General features: G+C 55.3%; 22 protein-coding genes. 11 read left to right on the top strand and 11 right to left on the bottom strand.

Annotated elements, in window-relative coordinates; all coding sequences use genetic code 11:
* Positions 1–17 precede the first annotated feature (17 nt).
* A complete protein-coding gene (locus GOW09_RS18645; protein WP_171120008.1) occupies positions 18–506 on the bottom strand; it encodes a YbhB/YbcL family Raf kinase inhibitor-like protein in 489 nt (162 codons plus the stop codon).
* 248 nt (positions 507–754) lie between these two features.
* Entirely contained in the window at positions 755–1,564 is an 810-nt protein-coding gene (locus GOW09_RS18650) for a helix-turn-helix transcriptional regulator (protein WP_171120009.1), read from the bottom strand.
* A gap of 172 nt (positions 1,565–1,736) precedes the next feature.
* Here GOW09_RS18650 and GOW09_RS18655 point away from each other — a divergent pair, with 172 nt between their 5' ends.
* From GOW09_RS18655 to GOW09_RS18675, 5 genes are all read left to right on the top strand, one after another.
* Positions 1,737–3,278, top strand: a complete 1,542-nt coding sequence (locus GOW09_RS18655) for a sugar ABC transporter ATP-binding protein (protein ID WP_170456299.1) — start codon at positions 1,737–1,739, stop codon at positions 3,276–3,278.
* The gene (locus tag GOW09_RS18660) at positions 3,265–4,338 is read left to right on the top strand and encodes an ABC transporter permease (RefSeq protein ID WP_170456297.1); all 1,074 of its coding nucleotides are present in this window, start codon (positions 3,265–3,267) and stop codon (positions 4,336–4,338) included. The genes GOW09_RS18655 and GOW09_RS18660 overlap by 14 nt, the downstream gene beginning before the upstream one ends.
* Before the next feature lie 29 nt (positions 4,339–4,367).
* Positions 4,368–5,477 carry a substrate-binding domain-containing protein gene (locus tag GOW09_RS18665; RefSeq protein ID WP_171120010.1) on the top strand — a complete coding sequence of 370 codons (1,110 nt, stop codon included), beginning with the start codon at positions 4,368–4,370 and terminating at the stop codon, positions 5,475–5,477.
* A 176-nt stretch (positions 5,478–5,653) separates the two neighbouring features.
* Positions 5,654–5,983 carry an NIPSNAP family protein gene (locus tag GOW09_RS18670; RefSeq protein WP_171120011.1) on the top strand — a complete coding sequence of 110 codons (330 nt, stop codon included), beginning with the start codon at positions 5,654–5,656 and terminating at the stop codon, positions 5,981–5,983.
* Positions 5,980–6,540, top strand: a complete 561-nt coding sequence (locus tag GOW09_RS18675) for a thioredoxin domain-containing protein (RefSeq protein WP_170456292.1) — start codon at positions 5,980–5,982, stop codon at positions 6,538–6,540. The genes GOW09_RS18670 and GOW09_RS18675 overlap by 4 nt, the downstream gene beginning before the upstream one ends.
* Positions 6,541–6,580: 40 nt before the next feature.
* Here the strand turns inward: GOW09_RS18675 and GOW09_RS18680 are convergent, their stop codons facing one another.
* Entirely contained in the window at positions 6,581–7,699 is a 1,119-nt protein-coding gene (locus tag GOW09_RS18680; protein WP_171120012.1) for an alkene reductase, read from the bottom strand.
* Between the two features lie 134 nt (positions 7,700–7,833).
* Here GOW09_RS18680 and GOW09_RS18685 point away from each other — a divergent pair, with 134 nt between their 5' ends.
* The gene (locus GOW09_RS18685) at positions 7,834–8,793 is read left to right on the top strand and encodes a LysR family transcriptional regulator (protein WP_171120013.1); all 960 of its coding nucleotides are present in this window, start codon (positions 7,834–7,836) and stop codon (positions 8,791–8,793) included.
* Between the two features lie 107 nt (positions 8,794–8,900).
* Here the strand turns inward: GOW09_RS18685 and GOW09_RS18690 are convergent, their stop codons facing one another.
* The 8 genes from GOW09_RS18690 to GOW09_RS18725 all read right to left on the bottom strand — a co-directional run bounded on the left by GOW09_RS18690 (position 8,901) and on the right by GOW09_RS18725 (position 18,298).
* Positions 8,901–9,701, bottom strand: a complete 801-nt coding sequence (locus GOW09_RS18690; RefSeq protein ID WP_171120014.1) for a glycine betaine ABC transporter substrate-binding protein — start codon at positions 9,699–9,701, stop codon at positions 8,901–8,903.
* A gap of 235 nt (positions 9,702–9,936) precedes the next feature.
* The gene (locus GOW09_RS18695; RefSeq protein WP_171120015.1) at positions 9,937–10,944 is read right to left on the bottom strand and encodes a zinc-binding alcohol dehydrogenase family protein; all 1,008 of its coding nucleotides are present in this window, start codon (positions 10,942–10,944) and stop codon (positions 9,937–9,939) included.
* Positions 10,945–11,028: 84 nt separating this feature from the next.
* The gene (locus tag GOW09_RS18700; RefSeq protein ID WP_171120016.1) at positions 11,029–11,937 is read right to left on the bottom strand and encodes a LysR family transcriptional regulator; all 909 of its coding nucleotides are present in this window, start codon (positions 11,935–11,937) and stop codon (positions 11,029–11,031) included.
* Between the two features lie 63 nt (positions 11,938–12,000).
* Positions 12,001–12,996, bottom strand: coding sequence for an NADPH:quinone reductase (locus tag GOW09_RS18705; RefSeq protein WP_171120017.1), 996 nt, complete (start codon positions 12,994–12,996; stop codon positions 12,001–12,003).
* Positions 12,997–13,060: 64 nt separating this feature from the next.
* Positions 13,061–14,179 (bottom strand): L-dopachrome tautomerase-related protein, encoded by a 1,119-nt coding sequence (locus GOW09_RS18710; RefSeq protein WP_171120018.1) that lies wholly within the window; start codon positions 14,177–14,179, stop codon positions 13,061–13,063.
* Positions 14,180–14,199: 20 nt separating this feature from the next.
* Positions 14,200–16,593 (bottom strand): transketolase, encoded by a 2,394-nt coding sequence (locus tag GOW09_RS18715; protein ID WP_171120019.1) that lies wholly within the window; start codon positions 16,591–16,593, stop codon positions 14,200–14,202.
* A 142-nt stretch (positions 16,594–16,735) separates the two neighbouring features.
* Positions 16,736–17,245, bottom strand: coding sequence for a YbhB/YbcL family Raf kinase inhibitor-like protein (locus tag GOW09_RS18720; protein WP_253285092.1), 510 nt, complete (start codon positions 17,243–17,245; stop codon positions 16,736–16,738).
* Positions 17,246–17,428: 183 nt separating this feature from the next.
* Positions 17,429–18,298, bottom strand: a complete 870-nt coding sequence (locus GOW09_RS18725; protein WP_171120021.1) for a polysaccharide deacetylase family protein — start codon at positions 18,296–18,298, stop codon at positions 17,429–17,431.
* 561 nt (positions 18,299–18,859) lie between these two features.
* On the opposite strand from GOW09_RS18725, the gene GOW09_RS18730 reads away from it, so the two are divergent.
* The 5 genes from GOW09_RS18730 (at position 18,860) to GOW09_RS18750 (ending at position 23,656) form a co-directional block, all read left to right on the top strand.
* Positions 18,860–19,336, top strand: coding sequence for a RidA family protein (locus GOW09_RS18730; RefSeq protein WP_253285094.1), 477 nt, complete (start codon positions 18,860–18,862; stop codon positions 19,334–19,336).
* Between the two features lie 151 nt (positions 19,337–19,487).
* Entirely contained in the window at positions 19,488–20,579 is a 1,092-nt protein-coding gene (locus GOW09_RS18735) for an NADH:flavin oxidoreductase/NADH oxidase (protein WP_171120023.1), read from the top strand.
* 156 nt (positions 20,580–20,735) lie between these two features.
* Entirely contained in the window at positions 20,736–21,746 is a 1,011-nt protein-coding gene (gene dctP / locus GOW09_RS18740) for a TRAP transporter substrate-binding protein DctP (protein ID WP_170456270.1), read from the top strand.
* Positions 21,747–21,834: 88 nt separating this feature from the next.
* Positions 21,835–22,350, top strand: a complete 516-nt coding sequence (locus tag GOW09_RS18745) for a TRAP transporter small permease (protein WP_170456268.1) — start codon at positions 21,835–21,837, stop codon at positions 22,348–22,350.
* A 1-nt stretch (position 22,351) separates the two neighbouring features.
* Complete coding sequence (locus tag GOW09_RS18750; RefSeq protein WP_171120024.1) at positions 22,352–23,656, top strand: TRAP transporter large permease; 1,305 nt, start codon at positions 22,352–22,354, stop codon at positions 23,654–23,656.
* The last annotated feature ends 446 nt before the right edge of the window (positions 23,657–24,102 follow it).

The raw sequence follows: 24,102 nt of genomic DNA on the forward strand, positions 1-24,102 counted from the left end.
CCTCCCTCAAATGCGGCTTATTCTTCGCGTGGCCCCGCAATGACCGTAAAGCTGGCTTTGGCCAGTGTGTGCTGGTGAATAAAAAAACCGGCAAGGGCTCCTGTAGCGTTGTCCGGAATGTCCAATGTCTCGGCATCCAGTGCATGCAGATAGAACGTGTATCTGTGCTTACGACCCACCGGAGGGCATGGCCCAAAATAGCCTGGCTCACCAAAATCTGTATTCGCTTCTTTGATACCCTCCGGCAACGGCCCACTGTTTAATCGGGTAATATGCCTTGGAATGTCATAGGCGACCCAATGCCAAAATCCACTGCCTGTGGGGGCGTCTTGATCATAGAAGGTGAGAGCAAAGCTCTTGGTCCCAGCCGGTACGTTCTGCCATTCGAGCCTTGGGCGTTCGTTCTCACCGCTGCAACCAAAACTGTTCAGGTATTGTGCGGCCGAAATGTTGGCGTTTTCTTCAAGTGTGGTGCTGTTGAGTTGCAGTGTTTGCTGATCCGTCACATTTCTCTCCTAGGCCGGAAATTCTGACGACATCGGACCACTTGCGCATTTTAGCCACTGACTCGGTGGGGGTGCCTTCAACACTCATCTGTCCCAATATCGCCCATTTTCGGTATTTTTGCCAAAAACGGACACTCAGGCATGCGAGATTCGGACAAACTCCTTGGAAATTCGGTCAAAGGCTTCGCGCTGGATGTGCTGGAGGTCTCTTGCTTTGTCGACAGTGCATTGATCCATTCGTCAGCCTTTTAGAGGCTAGATATTTTTTCCGCACTTGGGCGCACCGATCTGGCAAACGCGGAAGGTGTCTTTCCGACATAGTCCAAGAAGGCGTTTGAAAAGGCGGAGCTGCTGGAAAATCCCACCTCAAAGGCAGTCTCGGTCACAGATTTCTTTTCTTTGCGCAGCAGTTCCATGGCCTTGTTCATGCGGAGTTCCCGAATGAACTCCCGCCAGCTTTGCCCTAGTTCGGTTTGCATATGGCGCCGCAGAGTACGTTCGGACATTCCAACATGTTCGGCGACTTCGGGCAAAGAGGTGGCTGGCCCGCGCGACCGCGCAAAATCTATGACCCTCTGGATGGCTGAGTTCTCTGCATAAGGTGTCCACATGATCCTCTCATGTTGGAACCAGCCCGGGACCATATCCCCCAATGTCACAAAAAAGGCCTTGCTTTTGCGTCGACTCCGCTCTTCTTCCGGGCTCCATTTCAGCGAATACTGCGCCATATGCGCCGCGATATCGGGGATTTGGCCAACCCAACAACCGTCGTGGTTCCAGGTTACTTCATGCTTGCAGAACTTCATCACCAAACCAGAAGAGGGCATTCGAATCCGAATTCGAAACATTCGGCCGGCTGGTATGAAAACCATGTAGTCGGCGGGGATCGCCCACTCACCATTGTGGCCGTAAAGCTCGATCTCTCCGGATTGACACATCACCAGTTGCCCGGCGGGTTCTTGCTCCGACTGAAATGAGCTGCGGTCGGCCTTGAACGCTATGGAATGGCTATGCTCCGGGTCGGTGATGCTAAACGGTTTATCCATCTGAATTTCCATAAAATAAGCTTCCCAGCAATGCGATAGAGTGGGTTCTTTGCACAAGTGTCGACGTGGCCGATTCAAGAAACATATTGGCCGATTATCGAATGCGGGACAAGTCCGAAATAGTGGATAAATGTCAAATCGTTTAATTTAGGACACCTGAGTTGGCGATGATGGGAGGAAGAACATGGACAAAGAGCGCATCAAAAATGCGGGCGTTCCAGTCTTGTCAATCGAAGGGTTGAACAAGCGGTTTGGTGGAACGAAAGCCGTGACAGATGTCAGCTTTACTGTTTCAAAAGGGGAGATTGTCGCGCTTCTCGGCGAGAATGGCGCGGGCAAGTCAACTCTGATCAAAATGCTCGCCGGGGTTTATTCGGCCGATAGCGGACGCTTCTTGTTTGAAGGTAGCAAATTTGATCCCAGAGGCTCAAATCCGGGCGTGGCATTCATTCACCAGGATTTGGGACTGATTGAATGGATGACCGTCGCCGAGAACATCGGCTTGATGCAGGGGTCGTTTGAACGTCGGTTTGGTCTGATCAACTGGCGATTGACCCGTAAGCGTGCCAGCGAAGCCCTTGCACTGGTTTCCGATGCAATTGACCCGGATATGCGGGTGCAAGAGTTGACGCGTACTGAGAAATCCCTAGTCGCGATTGCGCGGGCTCTCGCGCGCAATGCCAAGTTGCTTGTGTTGGATGAGCCCACGGCGAGCCTTCCGCAGTCAGATGTTGAAATGCTGCACGAGGTTTTATGCCGCCTCAGGGAAACCGGTGTGGCAATGATCTATGTGTCGCATCGCCTGGATGAGGTATTTGCGATCGGCGATCGTGCAGTGGTGTTGCGAGATGGGTTTCTGGTTGGAGATGAGCCAATTGGAAAGCTGGATGGCGATAGCCTGATCCAGTTGATCATTGGGCGCGCATTGGAAGAGGTGTTTGTGCACCCACCCGCGATGGAAAACAGCCCCGTTGCGCTTCGACTGTACGAGATGTGTACCGAAGATGTGGGACCAGTGAGTTTTGAACTGCGCCGCGGAGAGGTCCTGGGGTTGGTTGGGCTTCGCGGCGCGGGGCAGGACGCCGTCGGACACGCCTTGTTTGGACGCAGCCCGATTGAACAAGGCCGTGTCGAGCTTGAAAACGGCGCGCCTCTCAAAACCTCGCATCCACAACAATCCATCGAGCAAGGAATCTGCATGGTGGCTGGTGATCGGAACGCTGAATCCATCGCTCCAGGTCTGACCATTCAGGAGAACCTTTTCATCAACCCGGCGCTGACTGGGCGTAGTAACCTGTCGTTTCGCACACCTGCCGATGAGGCTCGCGAAGCGCGCAGCATTGGTGACGCGTTCGATATCCGCCCCAACGATCCAGCGGCACCCATTGAAACTCTGTCAGGTGGCAACCAGCAGAAAGTTGTGATGGCCAGGTGGATGAGCGTTGGAGGCTCGGTCCTGATCTTGGAAGATCCAACTGCGGGCGTGGATGTTGGGTCAAAAGCCGACATCTACGCACTTCTGGCCAAAGCGCTGGAAAACGGGCTTGCGGTGCTACTTATTTCGACCGATTTCGAAGAGGTGGCCGCATTGAGTCACCGCGCTTGCGTCTTTCATGACGGCCAAATTGTTGCGGAGATCCCGCAAGAAGACCTCTCAATCACATCCCTACTGAATGCCGCGTCTTTGGATCCGGCGAGCAAGGAGCCCAGCCATGCAATCGCTTGAATCCAACGCACTCGAACCGACACAGGCACAGTTGAAAGGCCTTTCGACCCCCGCAAAGATCATACGCTTCCTGCCAGTTTACGGTCTGCCGATCCTGACGCTCGGGTTAATCCTGCTGTTTTCAGTTTTGCTACCTCAAACTTTCCCGACCTATTTGAACTTGCGCGCAATTCTAGGGGAAAAGTCGGTAATCGCGTTGCTGTCGTTAGCCGCAATGATCCCGATGATGACGGGCCGGATCGACCTGACAGTAGGATATGGGATCGTCATTTGGCACGTGCTCGCGATCAGTTTGCAAACGGTCTATGGATTCGATTGGACCATTGCCGTCGTCATCGTGTTGCTTGGGGGCTGCGCTTTGGGTTTGCTGAATGGCCTGTTGGTCGAGGTGGCTCGGATTGACAGCTTTATCGCCACGCTAGGAACGGGCACGGTCATTTACGCATTGGCGCTTTGGCATACCGGCGGTCGACAAGTGATCGGTGCGTTGCCCGAGGCGTTTACTGGCATCTATGCACACACAATTTTCGGCCTGCCAATTGCAGCGTTCTATGTCCTGGCTATCGCAATCGTGCTGTGGGTGGTGTCCGAATACCTGCCAATTGGCCGCAATCTTTATGCCATTGGCGCAAACTCGAGAGCAGCTGAACTGAACGGTATCCGTACCCGCCGTTATGTGATCGGAGCATTTATCGCGTCTGGCCTGATCGGTGCGATTGCCGGGATTGTTCTGGCGGCGAAACTGCGCATTGGCCAGGCCAGTGTTGGGCTCGAATTCCTTCTGCCTGCCTTGGTCGGTGCATTTCTGGGATCCACGACCATCAAACCGGGGCGCGTGAATGTCTGGGGCACGATGGTTGGCGTGATCATCCTGGCTGTCGGCATCTCGGGGATCCAGCAACTTGGCGGTGCGTTCTTTGTGGAGCCACTCTTCAACGGGGCCACCCTTTTGATTGCGATCGGCATTGCTGGCTACGCACAGCGCAAGCGGAGCTCCGTGCGTCATGCCCGTGTTCCCGACGTGAAAGCGGAAGCCAACGACCAACAAAAACAAGCCTGAAACATAGACGTTCAACGAGGAGGAAAACCATGAACACGACACTTCAAAAAGCGGTCTTCGCCGCGATGCTGGCCGGATCGGCGTTTGGCGGACAAATGGCGCTGGCAGATGCGGTCAGCGATGCCAAAGCCTACGTTGCTGCTGCCTCGGCGCCCAATGCACCCTGGACTGGGCCGACGGCCGGCCCGGAAGCCCAGCAAGGCAAAACCGTGGTCTATGTCTCTGCGGATCAGCGGAACGGAGGCGCACTTGGAGTGAGCGAGGGCGTCAAGGAAGCGGTTGCAGCCATTGGTTGGGATCTTCGCATCATTGATGGACAAGGATCGGTTTCCGGGCGCTCATCCGCTATGCAACAGGCGATCGCGTTGCAACCTGACGGAATTATCCTGGGCACGATCGATGCCAATGAACAGGCCGAGGCGATCCGTCAGGCGGATGAGGCGGGCATTGTGGTTGTAGGATGGCATTCGACCGCCTCCACTGGACCGTCGGACAAACATCCGATTTTCACAAACATCACGACCGACCCTCTTGAGATTTCGCGAGCTGCGGCGTCGCTTGCGGTCGCCGACAGTGATGGCACGGCAAATGTGGTGATTTTCACGGACAGTGTGTACGAGATTGCGATCGCGAAATCCGATGCCATTGCCGAAGTGATCAGTGCCTGCGAAGGGTGTAAGATCCTCTCAGTCGAAGACACGCCTCTGGCCGAGGCTAGCACGCGGATGCCGCCCCTGACAAACGCGCTGCTGCAGCGTTTTGGGGATGACTGGACCTATTCTCTGACCATCAATGATCTGCCGTTTGATTTCATGGCTCCGGCTCTGATTTCGGCGGGCAAGGAGCAAGGTGGGTTCCCGAGGAATATTTCGGCAGGAGACGGGTCCGAGGCAGCATTCCAGCGCATCCAGCAGAACTTCTATCAATACGCGACTGTTGCGGAACCGCTTAATCTGCATGGCTGGCAGGCCGTTGATGAAATGAACCGTGCGCTGGCGGGAGAAGAGCACTCTGGATTTGTGGTGCCGGTTCATCTCTTCACTCCTGACAACGTGATGGAAGATGGTGGCGCCGATCTGTCTTATGATCCCGGCAATGGTTATCGCGATGTCTATCGCAGCATCTGGGGTGTGAACTAAGCCTTACAGGTCCAGGACTATGGCAGGCCCGCCTAATAGGGCCTGCGACTGGATCGGCTGCTTATGCATGATCCAGCCCCTGCCGGAAGTGACCTCTCCCCACGCTTCCGGCAGATTTCTGTTCAAAAAGGACCGAGTTCAGACGCACAAGATACATCTCACCGGAAGGAAACAGCATGTTATTTGACCTCAGAACATACCGCACCCGCCCCGGTACATTGCCAAAGCAATTGGCGCTATACGAAGAACTTGGGTTCGAAGCGCAAAAGCGGCATTTGGGAAACCCTGCCTTTTATGGTGTCGTCGAAAGTGGCGATGTGAATGCCTATGTACATCTTTGGCAGTATGAGAATGCGGCGGATCGCGAGACGCGCCGCAAGGCCCTTTATGACGACGCCGATTGGTTGGCGTATCGTCAAGCCGGCGCGGAGCTGGGCTATCAAACCGAACAACACAACACGTTGCTGAAGCCTGCCAAGTTCTGGCTGCCCGGAACACGCAAATGAACCAGGATACAACAAAACCCGATCCGCTGGTTTGGGGGCAGGGAGGCCCTGTTTTCGAGGTGTTTCTAGAGCCAACTTGCCCGTTTTCAGCAATTGCTTTTGGAAAGCTCGCTTCTTTGCAAAAGGAGTTCGGAGAGAATGGGCTTGTTTTGCAGGTTTGGTTGCAGTCGCAACCCTGGCACATGTTCTCAGCAATTATCTGTCGCGCGATCCTGGCCGCGTCCTGCTGTGCTGATGGAAAAGCGTCTGCCTGGGCTGTGATGGAAGCCATTTACTCTCAACCTGAGAATTTCGAGTTTGAGCATCACTGCTCAGGTCCGAATATGGACGTGACGCCGAATGCTCTTATCGAGCGGATTGAATCTGTCAGCGGTGTCCCGTTGAAAGAGCAGTTTGCGCGGCATGATCTGGATCGGGAAATCAAAAAGCACGTCAAATATGCCCGGCAAAACGGCATTCACGCCTCCCCGACATTTATGGTCAACGGCATCGTAGATCCCGGTTTGGGAAGCCGCGATCCCATTGGAAACTGGGTGGATGCCCTGAGACAAGCGTAATGCGTTGGCGGCCCCATCAGGCCGCCAACCGTTGTTGGATTTATTCACCTGCGATTTCGAGCGCATCGTCGTGGTCAGGATAGTCGGAATACCCTACCGCAGTTCCACCAAACAGGGTTGCCGGGTCGAAATCGGCCAAAGGCAGACTTTCAGAAAACCGGCGAGGCAAGTCTGGATTGGCGATGAATGGTCGGCCATAGGCCACGATGTCGGCCAACCCATCGCTGATGATTTTCTCGCCACGTTCCTGAGTGTATTTTCCAGCAACGATAATGGTTCCCGAATACACCTTGCGTAGATCGTGGCGGAATTGTTCGGGTACGATAGGGGCATCATCCCAGTCGGCTTCGGACAGATGAACATACGCAATCCCGATGTCGTTCAAAGCCTCGGCGGCTTTCAGGATCACCTCGATGATCTCGTCATCTGCCATGTTGCGTTGGGTGATGTAGGGCGACAGCCGAATGCCGGTCTTGTCGGCGCCAATCTCATCGGCGACGGCTTTGGTGACCTCGCGCAGGAAACGGATACGGTTTTCCTGTGACCCGCCATAGTCATCCGTGCGCTGATTTGAAGACCGACGCAGGAACTCGTCGATCAGATATCCGTTTGCCCCATGAATTTCGACACCGTCAAATCCAGCGGCAATCGCATTGGCCGCACCTTGTCGGAAATCTTGAATGATGTCTGTGATCTCGGCTTTTGACAGCGCCCGCGGAACAGGGCAATCTACCATGCCACCTTCGCCAGTTTCCGGGTCAACGATCCAAACTTGTGCGTCTGGTGACAGAGCGGATGGCGCAACGGGTTTGCCATCAGTGTGAAAGCTTTCGTGGCTCATCCGCCCCACATGCCAAAGCTGCAAAAAGATGTGCCCTCCGACCTTGTGAACCGCATCTGTAACCAGTTTCCAGCCTTCGATCTGATCCGGGGTGAAGATGCCCGGGGTGAACGAGTATCCTTTGCCCTGGTTAGAGATTTGGGTGGCCTCGGTGATGATCAGGCCGGCGCTGGCACGCTGTGCGTAATACTCAGCCATCATTGCATTTGGGATATCGCCGGGTTGCGTTGTGCGGGCCCGCGTCATCGGCGCGACAGCAATGCGGTTGGGGAGGTTGAGGGGCCCCATCGTAAGGGGTTTGAACAGTTCTTTAGTCATGAACCTAGGTCCTTTTAGTTTTAAATTTGTTGCGAGCAGTTACCTGCTTGGCATTTCCAGTTGGACCTTCGCTTTTTTAGAAAAACTTGTTAATAATCGTGTCAGCATAAAACCTTTTAGGATTCTCAAAGAATATGATCGAGAAAATTTCTGATCTGAGGCTGTTTAAACGCATCGTGGAACTTGGTTCACTTAGCGCGGCTGCAGGTGATATTGGGATCTCTCCAGGCTCAGCCTCTCTTCGCTTGTCAGCCATGGAGAGATCAGTCGGTGCCACCTTGTTTCGCCGGACTACACGACAGTTGCACCTAACATCGGCAGGCGAAGAGTTTCTTGAAGTTTCGTTAAATATTCTCAATGATCTGGCTGCTTTTGACGAACAGATTTCGCGTGAAAAACGAGAACTGTCCGGAATGATCAAGGTGACGGCCCCAGTGGATCTAGGCCGAAACTATATCGCTCCGTCGTTGGATCGGTTTGTCGAAGCGAACCCCGGTATTTCGGTGGACCTGGTGTGTACCGACCGCGTGACAGACCTAACTGAACGCGGGATCGATATTGCAGTGCGATACGGGGCGCTAATGGATAGCAGCTTGCGCATTCGACGCGTGTCCTCAAACAAGCGGATTCCGGTCGCTTCTCCTGAATATGTGGAGCGGGAAGGCGTTCCGGAGCACCCGAAGGATCTCGGGAGCCATGACTGTATGCTGCTGTCTTCTTTGGGGGACAAGAATGATACTTGGACATTTGTTGAGAACACCAAGGCGCTGACGGTGCGGGTCTCAGGTTCCAGGGCAACAAATGATGGTGAGGTGTTAAGGCGGTGGGCTCTAGAAGGCAAAGGTATCGCGTTGAAGTCTGCCTGGGATGTGGCGGAAGATTTGAACTATGGCCGTCTTGTGCCACTTCTGGTCCCGTTCTGCCCCCCCTCCGTGGATTTGCAGCTAGTATTCCCTCCGCTCGCGCGTCAACCGACAAAGGTGCGACGTCTGGCAGATCATATCATCCGGGAACTGAAGATTCTCGACAGATGCCTGGAGACCATTAGTCTGAAGCCGCACTATTTGACCAATGACGGTGCCGCTTGTGAATGAGTAAGCCGAGGCGCTGCCGTCCACCTTGGAGAAATCAGATGTGCACAGAATTGGACCGAACGTGAAAGCGCTTCGGGTTATTTGAGTGGAAGTGGCAGATTGCCCAATTACCCTGTGGCAATCCAAGCCTCGCACAAATCGGGGTTTGCTGCGATCCACGAGCGGGCGACATCAGATAGATTACGCCCATCGATACAGATTTCGCGATCCAAGCGAGACACCGTTTCATTCCCGAGGTGCATACGGTCAAGAAGTGCGCGGCCTTGGGCATTCAGCTTGTGGACCGCATCCTTTCGTAGCATCAAGGTTGCGTCGTCTCGCCCACCAAGCAAGCCCAATGGATCCTCTAATTCACGCAATTTGGACTGCCCGTGCAGCCACTGAGGATGCCAGAGCGGCACGATCGCCAATTCGCCCTTGGCTTCTGCATCCAAGTAAGCAGAGGTACACTCATCAAGAGTTCCATTTTCAAAGTGGAACCCTAGCGTATCAAGTTGATAATCTCGAACCAATTGCTTCGAAAATCTGCTGATGCCAGCTCCGGGACCAATGCCCTGAATGCGCTTGCGAAACAGTGCGGCAACCTGTGGATCAGCCAGATCAGCAACCGAGCGAATGTGCTGCGGGGCCCGGTCTGAAACGCCCCAGATGCAATAAGGGTTATAGATGACAGAGAGTTTCAGCAGATCGTCTGCGTACGGCCCGATGTAAGGTCCATGACTTGCAGGAAGCCACGCGGATACGACAAGATCCACCCCACCTGCTTTTTGCATGGCGTACATGTCCTCATGGGGGGCTTCTTTCACGTCCACTTCATGGCCGGTTCTTGTTAGCAGCTCACAAAGAACTGCCGCCGCTGCCTTGTGAAAGCTAAGCGCGATTTGCCCAACAACCAAAGGTGTGCTCATCTGAAATTTCCTTTGTTCAATATGCAGTTCCGGTCCGGAGCCGAACGAACGTTTCGGAGTTTAGGCACATTGCCGGATCGGAACAGATCATGTGCGTGTGAGCTGTTTGCTCCACGGCACCTATCGTTGAACCAAGTGACATTGCAGCGATGTCAAAACAATCAGCCAGTTGGAAAATCACAATTTGCCAGATCTGAAGAATGGAGGAGGTGGGAGCCTCCTCCGCTACGCGACTTTAGTAAGTCACAGCGATCTTACCGATTGTAGCGCCTGTTTCGATGGATTGATGGGCCGCCTTGAAAGATTCAGCGCTCAACCCTGATAACTCCTGTGTAACGGTCGGACGCAGCTTGCCAGTATCAGCGAGGTCTGCAATTTGAGAAAGTATCTCTCCTTGCCGCGACAAATCGGACGTGCTGAACAAGGATCTCGTGAACATAAGTTCCCATACGAAGGTCACGGACTTGCCCTGAAGTTTTGAAAGATCAACGCCACCATTGAACTCAACAATGGCACCGATTGTACCCTGCGGCGCAATGAGGTCCGCCATGGCATCCCAATGCCCTTTGGTGTCTGCCGCGTTGAAAATGTAATCTACATTCTCAAACCCAAGATCGTGCACGGATGACACCAGATTGCGGTGATCAGCCACATGATCCGCGCCCATACGCTGAACCCAGTCACGGGTTTCCGAGCGTGAAGCCGTTGCGATGACCGTCATTTTCGTCAGGGCTTTTGCAAGCTGGATCATGGTTGAGCCAACACCGCCTGCTCCACCGATGATCAGCAGCGAGCCGCTCTGACCTTTGGACAGTTTCATGCGATCAAATAGCGCTTCATAGGCCGTCAAAGATACCAGAGGCAGGGCTGCGGCTTCTGCATTTGCCAGGGTTTGAGGAGCTTTTGCGGTAATCCTAGCATCCACCGCCTGATACTCTGCATAAGAGCCATCGCGGGTGACATCGCCAGCGTAAAACACGCGGTCCTCAAGCGTAAAGCCTGTTACCGCCGAGCCCATTGCTTCAATGGTTCCTACTGCGTCATATCCGAGGACCCGCGGGGTTTCCCTGTCTTGATCCTGCGCCGATCGAATGCGGATTTTGGCATCTGCAGGGTTCACGGAAACTGCATCAATCCGCACAATCAAATCGTGTTCAAGTGGCTCGGGCTTGGGTACTTGGTACTCTTTGAGTGAAGCAGGGTGATCGATAGGGTAAGAGCGAGTAAATCCAACGGCTTTCATTTGGTGTCCTTTTCGTTGCTGTTTTGGATGTAGGCAACGTTCAACGAAGGATAATCTCGGAGGAGCCCAAGTCAGATTTTGGGTTTATGAAACAATCGTTCCAAGGCCGGTTTTGCGAAACCGTTCCTCAAGAAAGCTGGTAAATGCCTGTACTCTTGGTGGAGTGGTCCGGCTGGCGGGGCGGACTGCCCATACCTGCCATTCTGGTGAAACGGTATGACTGGGCAAGACACGTTTCAGTCGCCGGGTCTTTAGGTGGTCTGATATGTCCCAGACAGATTTAAGCCCGATCCCTATCCCCTGAAGCGTAGTATCGGTCACCGCCTCGCCAAAGTTTGTGGTGAAGTTTCCGCCGACACGTACTTCTGTAATGTTCCCTGCCTCATCCTTGAGCGCCCAATTTCGCGTTTCGCCAAGCACGATACAGCGGTGTGATTTCAGGTCCGAGGGTTGCTGTGGAACGCCGAACTTCTCCAGATAGTCCGGCGAGGCGACAAGCAGCCGTGGATTGGGCGCAAGCTTGCGGGCCAACAGCGTTGATGAGTTCAGCATCCCAACCCGGATTGCCAGATCATACCCCTGCTCCACGATGTCGATGATGGAATCATTAAGGTCGAGTTTCAGTGTGACATCTGGGTATTGATTAAGGAATTCGCCGATATGGGGGACAATCTGTGAGCGCCCAAAAGAGGCCGAAGCGGTCACGCGCAGTTCACCTGCAACCTGTCCTTTGACAGTGGAAACCGCTGCTCTTGCTTCTTCGACGCTATCGAGAACCCTTTGCGCATGCTCCAGGAATAGCTCTCCGTCCGGCGTAAGAGACACTGCTCGGGTTGTCCGGTTGAGAAGCTTGGTTCCCAGATCCGCTTCGAGCATCTGTATGCGCTGGGTCGTAGCCGTGGGCGATAGCCGGAATTCTTCGCCCGCCCGTCCGAGGGCTCCAAGAGCGGCCACTCGGACGAAAAGTTCCAGCGATTTCAAGTCAAAGGTCATTCTTTGAGTGAGCCAAACAAAGCAGGCAAAATCAACCGCATTGTTTGCAGCGGCGGAATGGCCTCAAACGGTCAAAATGACTTTTCCGGCAAAGCCGCCCTGTTCAGCGAACTCATGCGCGGCCACAATCTGGTCCAGAGGGAAGGACCGCTCGATCTTGAGTTTTAGTGCACCAGTCTGAAGACATGCGTTTATGTCCTCAATCGCATCCTGTTGCGCTTGGGCGGGGATTGCATAGACAAACACGAACCTGACGACCGCATTTGTTACCAGAAGGGAACGATAGGGCAGGGGAGCGGCAGGGTCACTGGTAGCATAATGCGCAATAACACCGCCCTGTTTGAGGTAGAGATGGGCCTCCTTCATCGTATCGGATAGGGCCACATCGACAATCCGGTCAATTCTCTTTCCGCCAGTGATGGTTAGGACCGCAGCGGGCAGGTTTTCTTCCCGGTAATTGATGATGTAGTCTGCCCCGGCTTGGCGAGCGATCTCCGCTTTTTCGGGTCCGCTGACCGTGGCGATCACCCGCGCACCGGCCCATTTCGCCAGGGCGATGGCGCATTGGCCAACGGCACCGGCCCCTCCGGTAACCAGAACCCACTGGCCTTTGACCGGCCCGTCCGCCATCAGAGCGCGATGAGCGGTCATCGCAGGCACGCCTAGACAAGCACCCTGTTCGAAGGAGATGCCATCAGGCAGCGGGGCCGCAAGTTCGGCTTTGACCACGATCTGCTCCGCGGCGGTGCCCCTGTTGCCCTGGGCTAGGCCGTCTTCAGTACGGTTCACATTGAACAGCCAGACACGCTGGCCGATTTGGTCGGAGGAAATCCCCTTGCCCACAGCCTCAATGATGCCGGCACCATCTGAATGAGGGGTTACATCGCCATCAGGCAACGGGCCCTGAGCGCCCGAGCGGACCTTATAGTCTGACGGATTGATTCCACTGGCGTGAATACGCACGCGCACTTCGCCTGATCCAGGTTCAGGTACGGCGCCGTTTGTGATGCGGAAACTGTCTTTTGCGGCTCCTTGGCCAACTACGGATACGGTTTTCATGTGTGTGTCTACTTCAAAAAAGGGTCCGCGCGGATAACCGTGCGGACAAGTTTGGGGAGAGGTGTCAGTGTCCGATGCGCCCTGGTGCCTCAGGGCGGAATCGGTAGATCAGGTAAGGCGCCTCGTTTCTTGCCTCACCATCGTTGAACAGAGCGGCTTTGGAAATCTGGGCTGCGGAAACATACATGTAGCCGTCCAACGCATAGCTTACGCCATCTGGCCAGGACAGATCCTCTGCCACGGCGTAGCGGCGATATTCCCGGCTGTCTGCCGGGATGATCCCGACAGCGTTGGTTTCCACCTCGGTCAGATAGAGGTTTCCAGCCTGGTCGATTGACAGACCGCCATTGTTGGGCTTGTCGGCATAGCGTTCGACCCGCGCGCCGAGCTCAGTCTCGGTCAGGGTTTCATTCAGAAGATCGGCAAAACGAATGCGATAAATGGCGGAGCCGTTAAGCGGACCGTAATACAACCATTCGAATTCCGTATCCGCAGCGATACCGTCCGCACCCACCTTGATCACGGCCTGCCCCCCATTGCCATCCGGGACGGTCAGCGGTTTGCCATCCACTACGATCGCTACATCTTCGGGCAAGGTCGACACGTGACCTTGCAAAACGCGCCGCGTGGCGCCAGTCGTCATGTCGACGATGACCAATGCCGCCGTCGTTCCGTCGCCACCCGGTCCGATGCCTTCGTCGGCGATGACGAACACGCCATCCTTGTGATTGACGACAAAATCGTTGTGCTGGCTTTCGGGGCGCGAGGCAGGGGCTGGAATGTAGTAAATCTTTTCCAGGTGATCCTCCCAGGTGTTCCAGCCCACCAGCTTGGGTGTCAGCCCGGTGCGCTGACCCATGTCGAGGATCCAGACGATCCCGTTTTCATCGCCGCGAAGACCCAGCACGCTGTCGAAATAGCGGTCGGTTCCATCCCGTGGTGTGTTCCATTCGGTGTTGGGAAACGGGGCAAAGGATTTTCCGTCTTCGCCCAGTTCGGCCACCCGGATTTCAGGCGAAAAGAACGGGTGGTGGCTATAGATAATCCGATTATCCGGCGTGAATGTGATATTGCCGACAGATAGCGGGAGTTCGGCAACGACCTCAGCAGTTTGCGGGGCTTCGCTCCAGGCTGGAAAGGCGATGGCCGCACTCATGCAGAGCGAGGTGACAAGGTGTTTCATGGAGTCTTCCCTTCTTGGTTTCAGCTAATTCGGGCCAGACGGAGCGGGCGTCCGTTGAGCGCTAGTTCCGCCGCTCGCATGATCGCATCGGCGTCGATGCGGTGAGCGCGGTACAGATCTGCTATTGATCCAGTCTGCCCAAAATGCTCGACTCCAAGAGGGCGAACCCGCTGACCCAAGACCGACCCAAGCCAGGACAAGGCGAGGGGATGCCCATCCGTGACCGTGACGATGGCTGCATCTCTGCTGACCTCGGACAACAGCGTTTCGACATGGGATTGCGCATTGGGATGCCCCAGGGCGCGAGCTCGGTCTGCGGCGTGCCACCCCGCGTTAAGCCGATCTGCCGATGTGATAGCCAGGACGCCGATGTCGCGCTGATCCTGTCCAATTCGCCCGGCAGCGGCAATCGCTTCGGCTGCTACCACGCCGGTATAAGCTATCACGAGGGCGCAACCCGGACCCGGCTTGCGGAGCCAGTAACCACCATTGACGATGTCGCGCCTTAGCCCGTCATCCAATGTGCGTGTCGGCTGTTCCAGTTTGTGGGTGGTTAAGCGCAGATAGACTGATCCGCCGGTTTCATCGCGCAGCCAGTCGCCGGGTTCGGGGGCCTCTTCTCCGTCACGCTGCAAATAGTCGAATGACCATTCCAGGATGCAGCTAAGCTCGTCCACGAAGGCAGGTTCGAAACTGGCCAGGCCATCTTGTGACATGCCGATCAGCGGTGTTCCGATGGACTGATGCGCACCGCCCTCTGGCGCTAGGGTGATGCCGGATGGCGTCGCGGCCACGATGAATCGGGCATCCTGGTAACAGGCATAGTTCAGCGCATCCTTGCCGCGTTCGATGAAGGGGTCATAAAGCGTTCCTATAGGAATAAGCCGCTCGCCGAACAGTGCGTGCGACAGTCCTGCTGCACCGAGCAGGGTAAAGAGATTCATCTCGGCAATGCCCAGCTCGATATGCGCGCCTTCAGGCGAAGCAGCCCATTTCTGCATCGATGCAATGCCCCGATCCCGAAACTCATCCGCAATCGGGGTCTTGGCAAAAACCCCCTTACGGTTCACCCATCCAGCCAGCCCCGTTGAGGTTGCCACATCCGGCGCAATGGTCAGAATGCGATCCGATAGAGGGGATGAGCCGCGCGCAAGATCGTCCAGCAGCTTGCCGAACCCGTCCTGCGTCGACAGAGCGGCTTTTGCCGATATAGGCGTCAGACCCGGCACTTTGATACGCGCGGCGGTGTAACGTCGACAACCTTGCGCGATGAAGGGCACCTGATTCAGGAATGCATCGTATTCGGCGGTGGGGCGGGGCAGACCCTCGAAAAGGTTCCACTCATGCCCGGTACGAATTTGGTGTGCACCACGCAAGATTCCCAACTGGGCGCTGTTGATCTGGCCCGAGTGGTTATCCTTGTGACCCGCAAGAGGCAGGCCATAGCCCTTGACTGTGTAAAGGATGAAGCAAACGGGGCGATCATGGTCGATTGATGCAATAGTCTGCATCAAGCTGCGCTGGTCGTGACCACCGAGGTTGGTCATCAGCCTAGCCAGTTCGTCATCCGTGCGGCTCTCGATCAGGCGGCTAACATCGCCCTGATCACCAAGATCGTTCAACAGTTGTTCGCGCCAGGCGGCCCCGCCGGAAAAGGTCAGCGCCGCATAGGTCTGATTGGAACAGTCATCTATCCAGTCGCGCAACTGTTCGCCCCCTGGTTCGGCGAACGCTGCCTCTAGAAGCGATCCGTACTTGAGCTCGACCACTTCCCAGCCCATCGAAACAAAAACATCGCGAAAAAATGCATTCTGCGCATCTTTCGTGACTGCATCAAGGCTTTGCCGGTTATAGTCGATGAACCACCAGCAATTGCGAAGATCGTGTTTCTTGCCCTCAAGTAGCGCCTCGTAGAGGTTGCCCTCGTCCAGTTCGGCATCGCCGAGGATGGAGATCATGCGCCCCGGAGCCCGCTTGCCCCAACCCTTGGCAGCAACGTAGTCCTGCACCATTGCGGAAAACACCGCCATCGCCCCTCCCAGGCCGACCGAACCGGTCGAAAAATCCACGTCATCGGCATCCTTTGTACGGGACGGATAAGATTGCGCGCCGCCGAATCCACGGAAGTTTTCGAGGTTTTCGCGGGTCTGTCGCCCGAGAAGGTACTGCCAGGCATGAAAGATCGGAGAAGCGTGCGGTTTGACGGCGACCCGGTCCTCGGGCTGCAGCACCGCACCATAGAGTACCGCCATAAGGGTCGAGAGCGAAGCCGACGACGCCTGATGACCACCAACTTTGAGAGTATCCGGTTTCGGGCGGATGGAGTTGGCGTGGTGTATCGTCCATGTCGATAGCCAGAGTGCCTTTTTCTCGAGGTCTTCAAGAACGGTGGAGTGTGCGCGATGGTCCGACATCAGGTTTTCCTTAATTGTCGGGACAGCCTATGTGCGCGTTTCGGCCAGATAATCAGATCAGTTGCGAAATCTATTTTTGGGAATAGCAAACAAAGGTCGACCGAGGAGCCTCGGCCGACCCTGACCCGATCCAGGGGGACTGCTATTCCTCGCGCGGTCCGGCAATCACCTCAAGCGTTGCGGTTGCAAGCGTGTTGCTGTTGTAGAAGAAGCCCGCGAGTGCGGCCGAGGCGTTTTCTGGAAGATCCAGACTGGGAGTGGACAGAGCGTATACCGTATAAACATAGGAATGCGTCCGTCCGACAGGTGGACAAGGCCCAAAGAAACCAGGTTGATTCAGGTCAGTGTTGTTTTCAATCGCGCCTTTGGGAATGTCAGTTCCTATGCCAGTTGCGTTGAGGGGGATATTGTAGACGCTCCAATGCCAAAATCCACTGCCGGTCGGCGCGTCTTTGTCATAAAAGGTGACGGCAAAACTCTTTGTCCCCTTGGGTGCTCCTGACCAGATTAGTTCTGGGCGAGCGTTTTCACCAGAGCAACCGAAGTTGTTCCAGTAATACTTGGCCGGGATCGACTGGCCTGATGTGAGTTCGGGGCTCGACAAGATAAAGGGTTCGTCCGCATGCGCGGTGCCGAAAGCCAGAGTGGTCAAGATCGTGGCAGCTACGGTTATTAGGTGCATGATGGGCCTTTCTTTGATTTGGTGCCTGACGCGAAGCTAAGATCTGGGGGGAGAAAGCAAATCGTCTTCTTAGCAAAATCAGCATGTGGCATAGGCAAACAAAAAAGGGCGCAAGTGCGCCCTTTTGGTCTCCTGTAAAGAACTGAAAATTGATCAAAATTTGCGCGGAGGATTGATTGGTACATCGTCCTGTTGGAGTGTGTACTGCGCGATCTCATCCTTTCGCATGAAGATGACGCCTTCATGCTGTTTTGCATAGATGAGAAACCGATCCAGCGCACCGACAATTCCGGGAGCGCCACCAATGCGATCATGTGTGCTGATGGACATCATGCGCCGACGCCGGGCTCCCTCAGCATAGAGAATATCGAACTCATCTTTCAGTTCCTGCTCAAATGCCGCTGATGTCATGCCTTGCGAAGAAAAACGTCCGATGTCGTTGCAACGCAAAGTATAGGGAACCACAACGAGCGGTTTGTTGTTGACCAAAGTCAGAGCTGGCTCGTCGCGAGAAAGATCATCGGTGTGATAGAGAAAACCTAGTTCTTGAAGAATTTCGAATGTTGCACGTGTCTGACGCATCCAAAACGCGTTGAACCCCACTGGCCGATGACCGGTCACACGCTCCACCACCTCTATGTTTTTCTCATACGACAGGCGTTCTTCCCTTGGGTCCATGCCAAATTGTGGAGTCCAGTTGTAGCCATGAGCAGCAGCTTCATGTCCCCGAGACACGAGTTCTTTGGCAAGGTCCGGACGGCGCTCGACTGCTTGGCCTACCATATGAGAAGTGACCTTAACATCGTGCCGGTCCCAAAGGTCGAGCAATCTGGGAATACCTTCGTTCATCCCGTACTCGTACCATGTCGGTGTGATTGTATCGACGAGCCCAGCCTCCATTGGAGGGAAGGGCCCATCAGCGTCTTTTCCCTGCGCCCCTGCCTCAAACTGCATCGAAATCGAGATGGCAAGTTGCGCGCCACCTGGCCAGAAGCCGGTGTCATTTTGATGTTCTTCCGTCATACCCTTTGTCCCGTGTTTGGATAGATTTGAGCTTTCCGACAGAGACTAGGGGCCAGGCACGGACGAACAATTCCAAACACCTGAATTCATTTGTTGGTTACGTTAACGAAACCTAGGTGCTTTGGGGGCGCGGAGATCGGGAAAGCAATCTGGCTGGGGCTCATTTCCGAAAGATCTAGCAGGCCTGCCTCACCCAAAGAGGGCCAACACTTAGAGTGGCGAATCATAGTTAGCCGCCCGGTATAAAATATCTTTATTAGTAACTTATTCGCATTCCCTCGAGAGTGGTGTGTTGAGACAATCATGGTTGTTGGGCGAGTCGATGGGTGGCATGAGGCAGTGCGAAGCTTCTGCTTTCAAGTCAGTTCATCTGTGCTGATTTCGTCAAGAAAATTACTTATATTTAAATGCCTTATGTTGATGTTCTGTTGACCATTCTCGGCCGATTTGTGTCTGGTGTTGAAGGAGGTGGTCTCACTTGGCTGCGCTCTAGTTCTGCATGAAATTGTTTGTTGAAAACAAAAAAGTTTTCAAATAATGAAATATAAAAGGGAGGAAGCTATGCTTGATGAATTACTTACCCCAGAGCAGCGTTTGGAAGCGCTTGGCTTGGAGCTGCCGACTGTTCCGTCTGCAGTCGGAGATTATGAGCCCTGGGTCGAAGCCAACGGGATCATCTACACATCGGGCCAACTGCCGTGGATTGACGGCGACATGAAATACACAGGCAAACTGGGCGACGTGCTGACCGCCGAGGATGGCTATCAATCGTTCCGGATTTCTGCTTTGAATGCGATTGCCCAACTGAAATCGGCCGTGGGTGAGTTGAGCCGGATCAAGCGTGTCATCCGCCTTGAGGGCTCGGTTCAGGCCACGCCGGACTTCACCGAACAACCTCAGGCGCTGAACGGGGCATCGCACCTGATCAATGAGGTGTTTGGTGGCAGGGGGCGCCATTCGCGCATGATCTTCACTGATCCCGGTATGTGCCTGGATTGTACGACGCTGGTCGTGCTCTGGGCTCAGGTCGAACAGTAACGGTCCGATCTTCTCCCCGAAGGGCGCTGCCCCATTCCGCCCGTTGGACTCAAGGGGCGGCGCCTGACGGACAACTCAATATCAACCTCCATCGGGATCGCTGCGGTTGTTCGACGCAAGGGCGCTTGGCAACCGGTGGGGAGGGACAGCCATGAAACCGCTTCTTTTCGAGCCCTTGGAAATGCGTGGAATGACCCTTTCCAACAGGATCGTCGTTCCGCCAATGACCCAATACAGCGCTAATGACGGCGTGGCCGGGGATTGGCATCTGATGCATCTGGGCCAGTTCGCGGTTTCCGGTGCCGCCATGGTGTTCACCGAAAGCACCTATGTCGAGCCGCATGCCCGCAATAACCCGGCCTGTCTGGCACTCTACTCAGACCAGCAGGCGGAAGGGCTGGGCCGGGTAATCGATTTCGTTCATGCCAATTCAGATGCCAAGTTCTGTGTGCAGTTGTGTCACGCGGGCCGCAAGGCAGGCCACAAACCGCTATGGGAAGGCGCGGGCCCGTTGAATGAAGAGGATCGGTTCCAGTCATACGCGCCGACTGCCCTGGCTCTGCGCGAGGGGTTTGCCGTGCCACAAGAGATGTCGGTCGACCGCATCCAGGACACGATCGGGCATTTTGTGGCGGCTGCGCGTCGCGCGAACGAAGCGGGCGCAGATGCGCTGGAACTGCATGGGGCGCATGGCTATCTGATCCACCAGTTCCTATCACCGCTTTCGAACCAGCGTGGCGACAAATACGGCGGCGCGCTCGAGAACCGGATGAGGTTCGGGCTGGAGCTGTTCGAAGCGGTGCGGGCCGAGTGGCCGGATGACAAGCCTATGGGCATTCGTATCTCGGCCACTGATTGGGTCGAAGGCGGTTGGGACATCGAAGGATCGGTTGCCTTTGCCAAAGAGCTGGACCGACTGGGGTGCGACCATATCCACGTCTCCAGCGGCGGCAACAGCCCGCTTCAGAAAATCCCGGTCGGCCCGGGGTATCAGACCGGCTTTGCCGCCGCGGTCCGCCAGTCTGTTTCCGCGCGGGTCATAACGGTCGGGCAGATCGTCAACGGGCATCAGGCCGAAACCGTTCTGCGGCTGGGGGCAGCTGATCTTGTCGCTGTTGCCCGGCGCCATCTGCATGATCCGCGCTGGACCTGGCGCGCCGCCGAGGAGCTTGGCGTCGATCTGACATATCCGAAGCAATACGAGCGCGCTCATCCCGACGTCCTGAAGGGGCCGCCGCCCTAACCTTGCCGCAAGTAAAGATCCGCCCTGCCGAAAAGGAGGACAGGCAGGCGGAGCAAATCCACCCAAAAACGAAAATTCACCCGTGAACCCCGGCGACCGTCCTCAAGAGGAGCGTGGGCGGCTGCCTTTCACAAACCAACAGATAGGGAGGTCCAAATGATCTCGATTACCAAATTCGCCGCCGCCTTGACCTTTGCGGCCACCACCGTCGCAGGCGCTGCAAACGCCGCTGACCACAACCTGACTTTCCACTCTCCCTTTGGAGAGGCGGGGCTTAATGAGTCCGTTCGGGTCTGGATGGACGAGGTTGAGAAACGCACCGATGGCCGCGTTGGCTTCAACCGCGTCTTTGGCGGTGCGTTGGGCAAACTGTCCGGCCAGCCGACTGGCCTTCAGGCACGTTCCTTTGACGTGGGGCAGGTCTCTTCCGTTTACAATCCCGGCCTTTACCCCCGTGCGACTCTGGGCATCCTGCCGTTCCTCTCCGATGACGTGCTTGAACACAACAAGATCATGCACGGGCTCTACACCTCGGCGGATTTCCAACAAGAGTTCGATGCGCTGGATCAGAAGTTCATGTTCAACGGTACGTGGATCTGGATGCAGATGATGGCCTTTGACGAAGTCAAGACCATGGAGGACCTCAGCAAAATCAAGATACGCGCCCATGGCGGCTCGGCAGATGCGCTGACTGCGGCGGGCATCACGTCCTACGCCATTCCGTTTGGCGAACTGCCTGCGGCCGCTGAAAAGAGAGTGGTCGAAGCGGTCACCATGGGCGGGCCCTCGGACATGGTTGATTTCGGTTTCGGCGACATCTTCCCTTACTGGTACGAGGGGCTCGACTGGTACTACATGCCGATGTCGGTGGTCATCAACAAGGATGCATGGGCGGATCTTCCCGAAGACATCCAGCAGATCATTGAAGAGCTGAACGCTGAAATGGTCGACCGGTCAATGGAACTCATGCTGGCGCAACAAGAGGCCGCGGCTGAAACACTGACCGGTGAATTGGGTGTGAAAAGCGTGACCTTCAGCGACACCGCCAAGCTGGTTGCGGCGGGCGAAGCATCCTGGGCGACCTGGGTCGACAGCATGAAGGATGCCGGGATCGACGGTCGGGCGCTGCTCGATCTTTACAAGTCCATGGCCGATGACCAGGGCTGATGCTTTCTGAAACCAGGGACAGCCCGCCCCTTGAGGCGGGCTGTTTCGCAAACGCCAATTAGGCGTTTCAACAAGGGAGGACACCGCGTTGTTCAGACTTCAAAGACAGTTGGAAAACACACTCAGCTATATCTCCGCCGCCGCCGTGGCCTTCATGATGATCATTACCGTGGCAGATGTGCTGGTGCGATATCTGACCCCATGGAACGTGCCGGGTTCCTACTCTTTTGTCAGCCTCGCCTTTGTGTTTGTGATCTACCTCGGACTGGCATTGGCGCAACGGGAAAACGCGCATATCGCTATCGAGGCGCTCTATGGCAAGATGCCTCGCTCGGCGCGCAAGGTGGTGCAAGGCCTACAACTTGCTGTGTTGTTTGGCTTTATCGCCGCGCTGACTTGGTACACGGGCGTGTCGGCTTGGAAGAACTATTCCATGGGCGACACCATCCTTGGCGCGATTGCCGTTGTGACCTGGCCTGCGAGGATCATGATCCCGATCGGGTTGTTCTTTCTGGCAGCGCGCTTCCTCAAACAATTTTACCAGTTGGTGTTTCAGGATTCTCTGATTGAAGAGCGTCACGAACCCCAGCACGAGGAGGTGTAAGATGGACCCCACGATCCCAGTTCTGGTCGTTGCTGGCGCAGGTTTGCTTTTGGCTTTGCGCGTGCCAGTCGGATTTTCTTTGTTGCTGGCCGGAGCGGTCGGGTTCGCGGCAACACGAGGTGTTGAATCGGCACTGAAGACCCTTGGCGCGCGCCTGTTCGACATTGGCTCCGGCTACTCTCTGAGCGCCGTACCGCTTTTTCTGTTGATGGGGCATATGGCAATTGCTTCGGGCGTCACGGATGACATGTTCCGCGCCGCTCGGTCTCTGGTTGGGCACATCCGGGGAAGTCTTGTTTTGGCAACCACCATGGCTGCGGTCGGTTTTGCGGCATGCTCCGGGTCCACCACCTCGACCACCGCGATTTTTGGCAAGGTCGCTCTGCCCGAGATGATGAAGGCAAATATCGACCGCCGGCTGGCTGCTGGGTGCATTGCCACGGTGGGGACGCTCGCAGGGATGATTCCGCCCAGCGTTGTTTTGATTGTGTTCGGCATCATTGCTCAGGAATCCATTCCGCGCCTTTTCATTGCTGGGATCATTCCGGGACTACTGACTGCATTGGCCTTTGGTCTCATGATCTATGTGCGCGTTTTGCGGCAGCCGGAGCTTGCCCCGCCACTGCCGCCCGCGACGAAGCCCGAGAAAATCGCAGCGATCAAGAATATCTGGGCCGCTGTCCTTCTGGCGGTCATTGTGATCGGCGGGATCTATGCCGGGATCTTCACCCCAACGGAAGCCGGTGCAATGGGGGCGGCGGGAGCATTTCTGATTGCCCTGTGCCGCGGAAACTTGAGCTGGAAAATCCTTGGTAACGTGTTTCTTGAAACCGCTAAGACCACGTCGGTGATATTCATCATCATGGTCGGCGCTCTGATCTTTACCTCGTTCCTTGCGGTCAGCGGTACATCCCATGCCATCACCGAGGCCATTGTCGGAATGGAGGTGCACCCGCATGTGCTTATGATCCTCTATTTGATCCTCATGCTAATCCTTGGGCTCTTCATCGATCCGATTTCGGTGATGTTCCTGACGGTTCCAATATTCCTGCCCGCGCTGACGAAACTCGGGTTTGATGCGATTTGGATTGGTGTGCTTGTCACAAAGGCCCTGGAAATCGGGCTGATCACACCACCGGTGGGATTGAATGCTTTTGTTCTAAAAAGCGTGGCGCCGAATTTCAGTTTTGGCGAAATCTACAGAGGGATCTGGTGGTTTTTGCAGGTCGAGTTCATCGTTCTAGCGATCATCTTCGCCTTTCCAGTCCTGTCCCTTTTTCTGCCAAATCTGATGTATGGTGGATGACGCACTACGTGCAGAGGTACCGCAAGGTCCCCCCCTCTGCGCAATGCGTGTGTGCTACGTGCTTCCAAGCTGATTTGGATTGAGCAAGTGGCAAAAAACAGCGCGCATCCTGCGCAGGGGGGCGGTCCGGAAGCACCTTGCTCGAACTTTTCGGTGTTGTTTATACGAGAGTGGTTTCTGAAACGCCGTCACGCACACGTTGAGCAACTTGCAGGTGTAGTTTTTTCGGAGAGACGTAGGCTGGAAGAATTGTAAATAAGACAATTTTTTAGAATTTCGGATTCGACATTCTGGAAAGTGTGGCAAAGCAGGTTGCTTCAATCCAAATTACAGTTCAAAATTCGTTGAATCAGTTGGTATAAGCAATAGCTCTCGAGCTACTGATGCGCACTCGTCTTGAGTGCAGAAGGGAACTCGTGGCAGAAGCCGAGAAAGGCTTTGAGAAA

The organism is Ruegeria sp. HKCCA5463, assembly GCF_013034175.1.
Classification (GTDB): Bacteria; Pseudomonadota; Alphaproteobacteria; order Rhodobacterales; family Rhodobacteraceae; genus Ruegeria.

Coding starts and splice junctions, on each gene's coding strand:
- GOW09_RS18650 (WP_171120009.1), bottom strand. CDS start 1,564: ATGGAAATTCAGATGGATAAACCGTTTAGCATCACCGACCCGGAGCAT.
- GOW09_RS18655 (WP_170456299.1), top strand. CDS start 1,737: ATGGACAAAGAGCGCATCAAAAATGCGGGCGTTCCAGTCTTGTCAATC.
- GOW09_RS18660 (WP_170456297.1), top strand. CDS start 3,265: ATGCAATCGCTTGAATCCAACGCACTCGAACCGACACAGGCACAGTTG.
- GOW09_RS18665 (WP_171120010.1), top strand. CDS start 4,368: ATGAACACGACACTTCAAAAAGCGGTCTTCGCCGCGATGCTGGCCGGA.
- GOW09_RS18670 (WP_171120011.1), top strand. CDS start 5,654: ATGTTATTTGACCTCAGAACATACCGCACCCGCCCCGGTACATTGCCA.
- GOW09_RS18675 (WP_170456292.1), top strand. CDS start 5,980: ATGAACCAGGATACAACAAAACCCGATCCGCTGGTTTGGGGGCAGGGA.
- GOW09_RS18680 (WP_171120012.1), bottom strand. CDS start 7,699: ATGACTAAAGAACTGTTCAAACCCCTTACGATGGGGCCCCTCAACCTC.
- GOW09_RS18685 (WP_171120013.1), top strand. CDS start 7,834: ATGATCGAGAAAATTTCTGATCTGAGGCTGTTTAAACGCATCGTGGAA.
- GOW09_RS18690 (WP_171120014.1), bottom strand. CDS start 9,701: ATGAGCACACCTTTGGTTGTTGGGCAAATCGCGCTTAGCTTTCACAAG.
- GOW09_RS18695 (WP_171120015.1), bottom strand. CDS start 10,944: ATGAAAGCCGTTGGATTTACTCGCTCTTACCCTATCGATCACCCTGCT.
- GOW09_RS18700 (WP_171120016.1), bottom strand. CDS start 11,937: ATGACCTTTGACTTGAAATCGCTGGAACTTTTCGTCCGAGTGGCCGCT.
- GOW09_RS18705 (WP_171120017.1), bottom strand. CDS start 12,996: ATGAAAACCGTATCCGTAGTTGGCCAAGGAGCCGCAAAAGACAGTTTC.
- GOW09_RS18710 (WP_171120018.1), bottom strand. CDS start 14,179: ATGAAACACCTTGTCACCTCGCTCTGCATGAGTGCGGCCATCGCCTTT.
- GOW09_RS18715 (WP_171120019.1), bottom strand. CDS start 16,593: ATGTCGGACCATCGCGCACACTCCACCGTTCTTGAAGACCTCGAGAAA.
- GOW09_RS18725 (WP_171120021.1), bottom strand. CDS start 18,298: ATGACGGAAGAACATCAAAATGACACCGGCTTCTGGCCAGGTGGCGCG.
- GOW09_RS18730 (WP_253285094.1), top strand. CDS start 18,860: ATGCTTGATGAATTACTTACCCCAGAGCAGCGTTTGGAAGCGCTTGGC.
- GOW09_RS18735 (WP_171120023.1), top strand. CDS start 19,488: ATGAAACCGCTTCTTTTCGAGCCCTTGGAAATGCGTGGAATGACCCTT.
- dctP (WP_170456270.1), top strand. CDS start 20,736: ATGATCTCGATTACCAAATTCGCCGCCGCCTTGACCTTTGCGGCCACC.
- GOW09_RS18750 (WP_171120024.1), top strand. CDS start 22,352: ATGGACCCCACGATCCCAGTTCTGGTCGTTGCTGGCGCAGGTTTGCTT.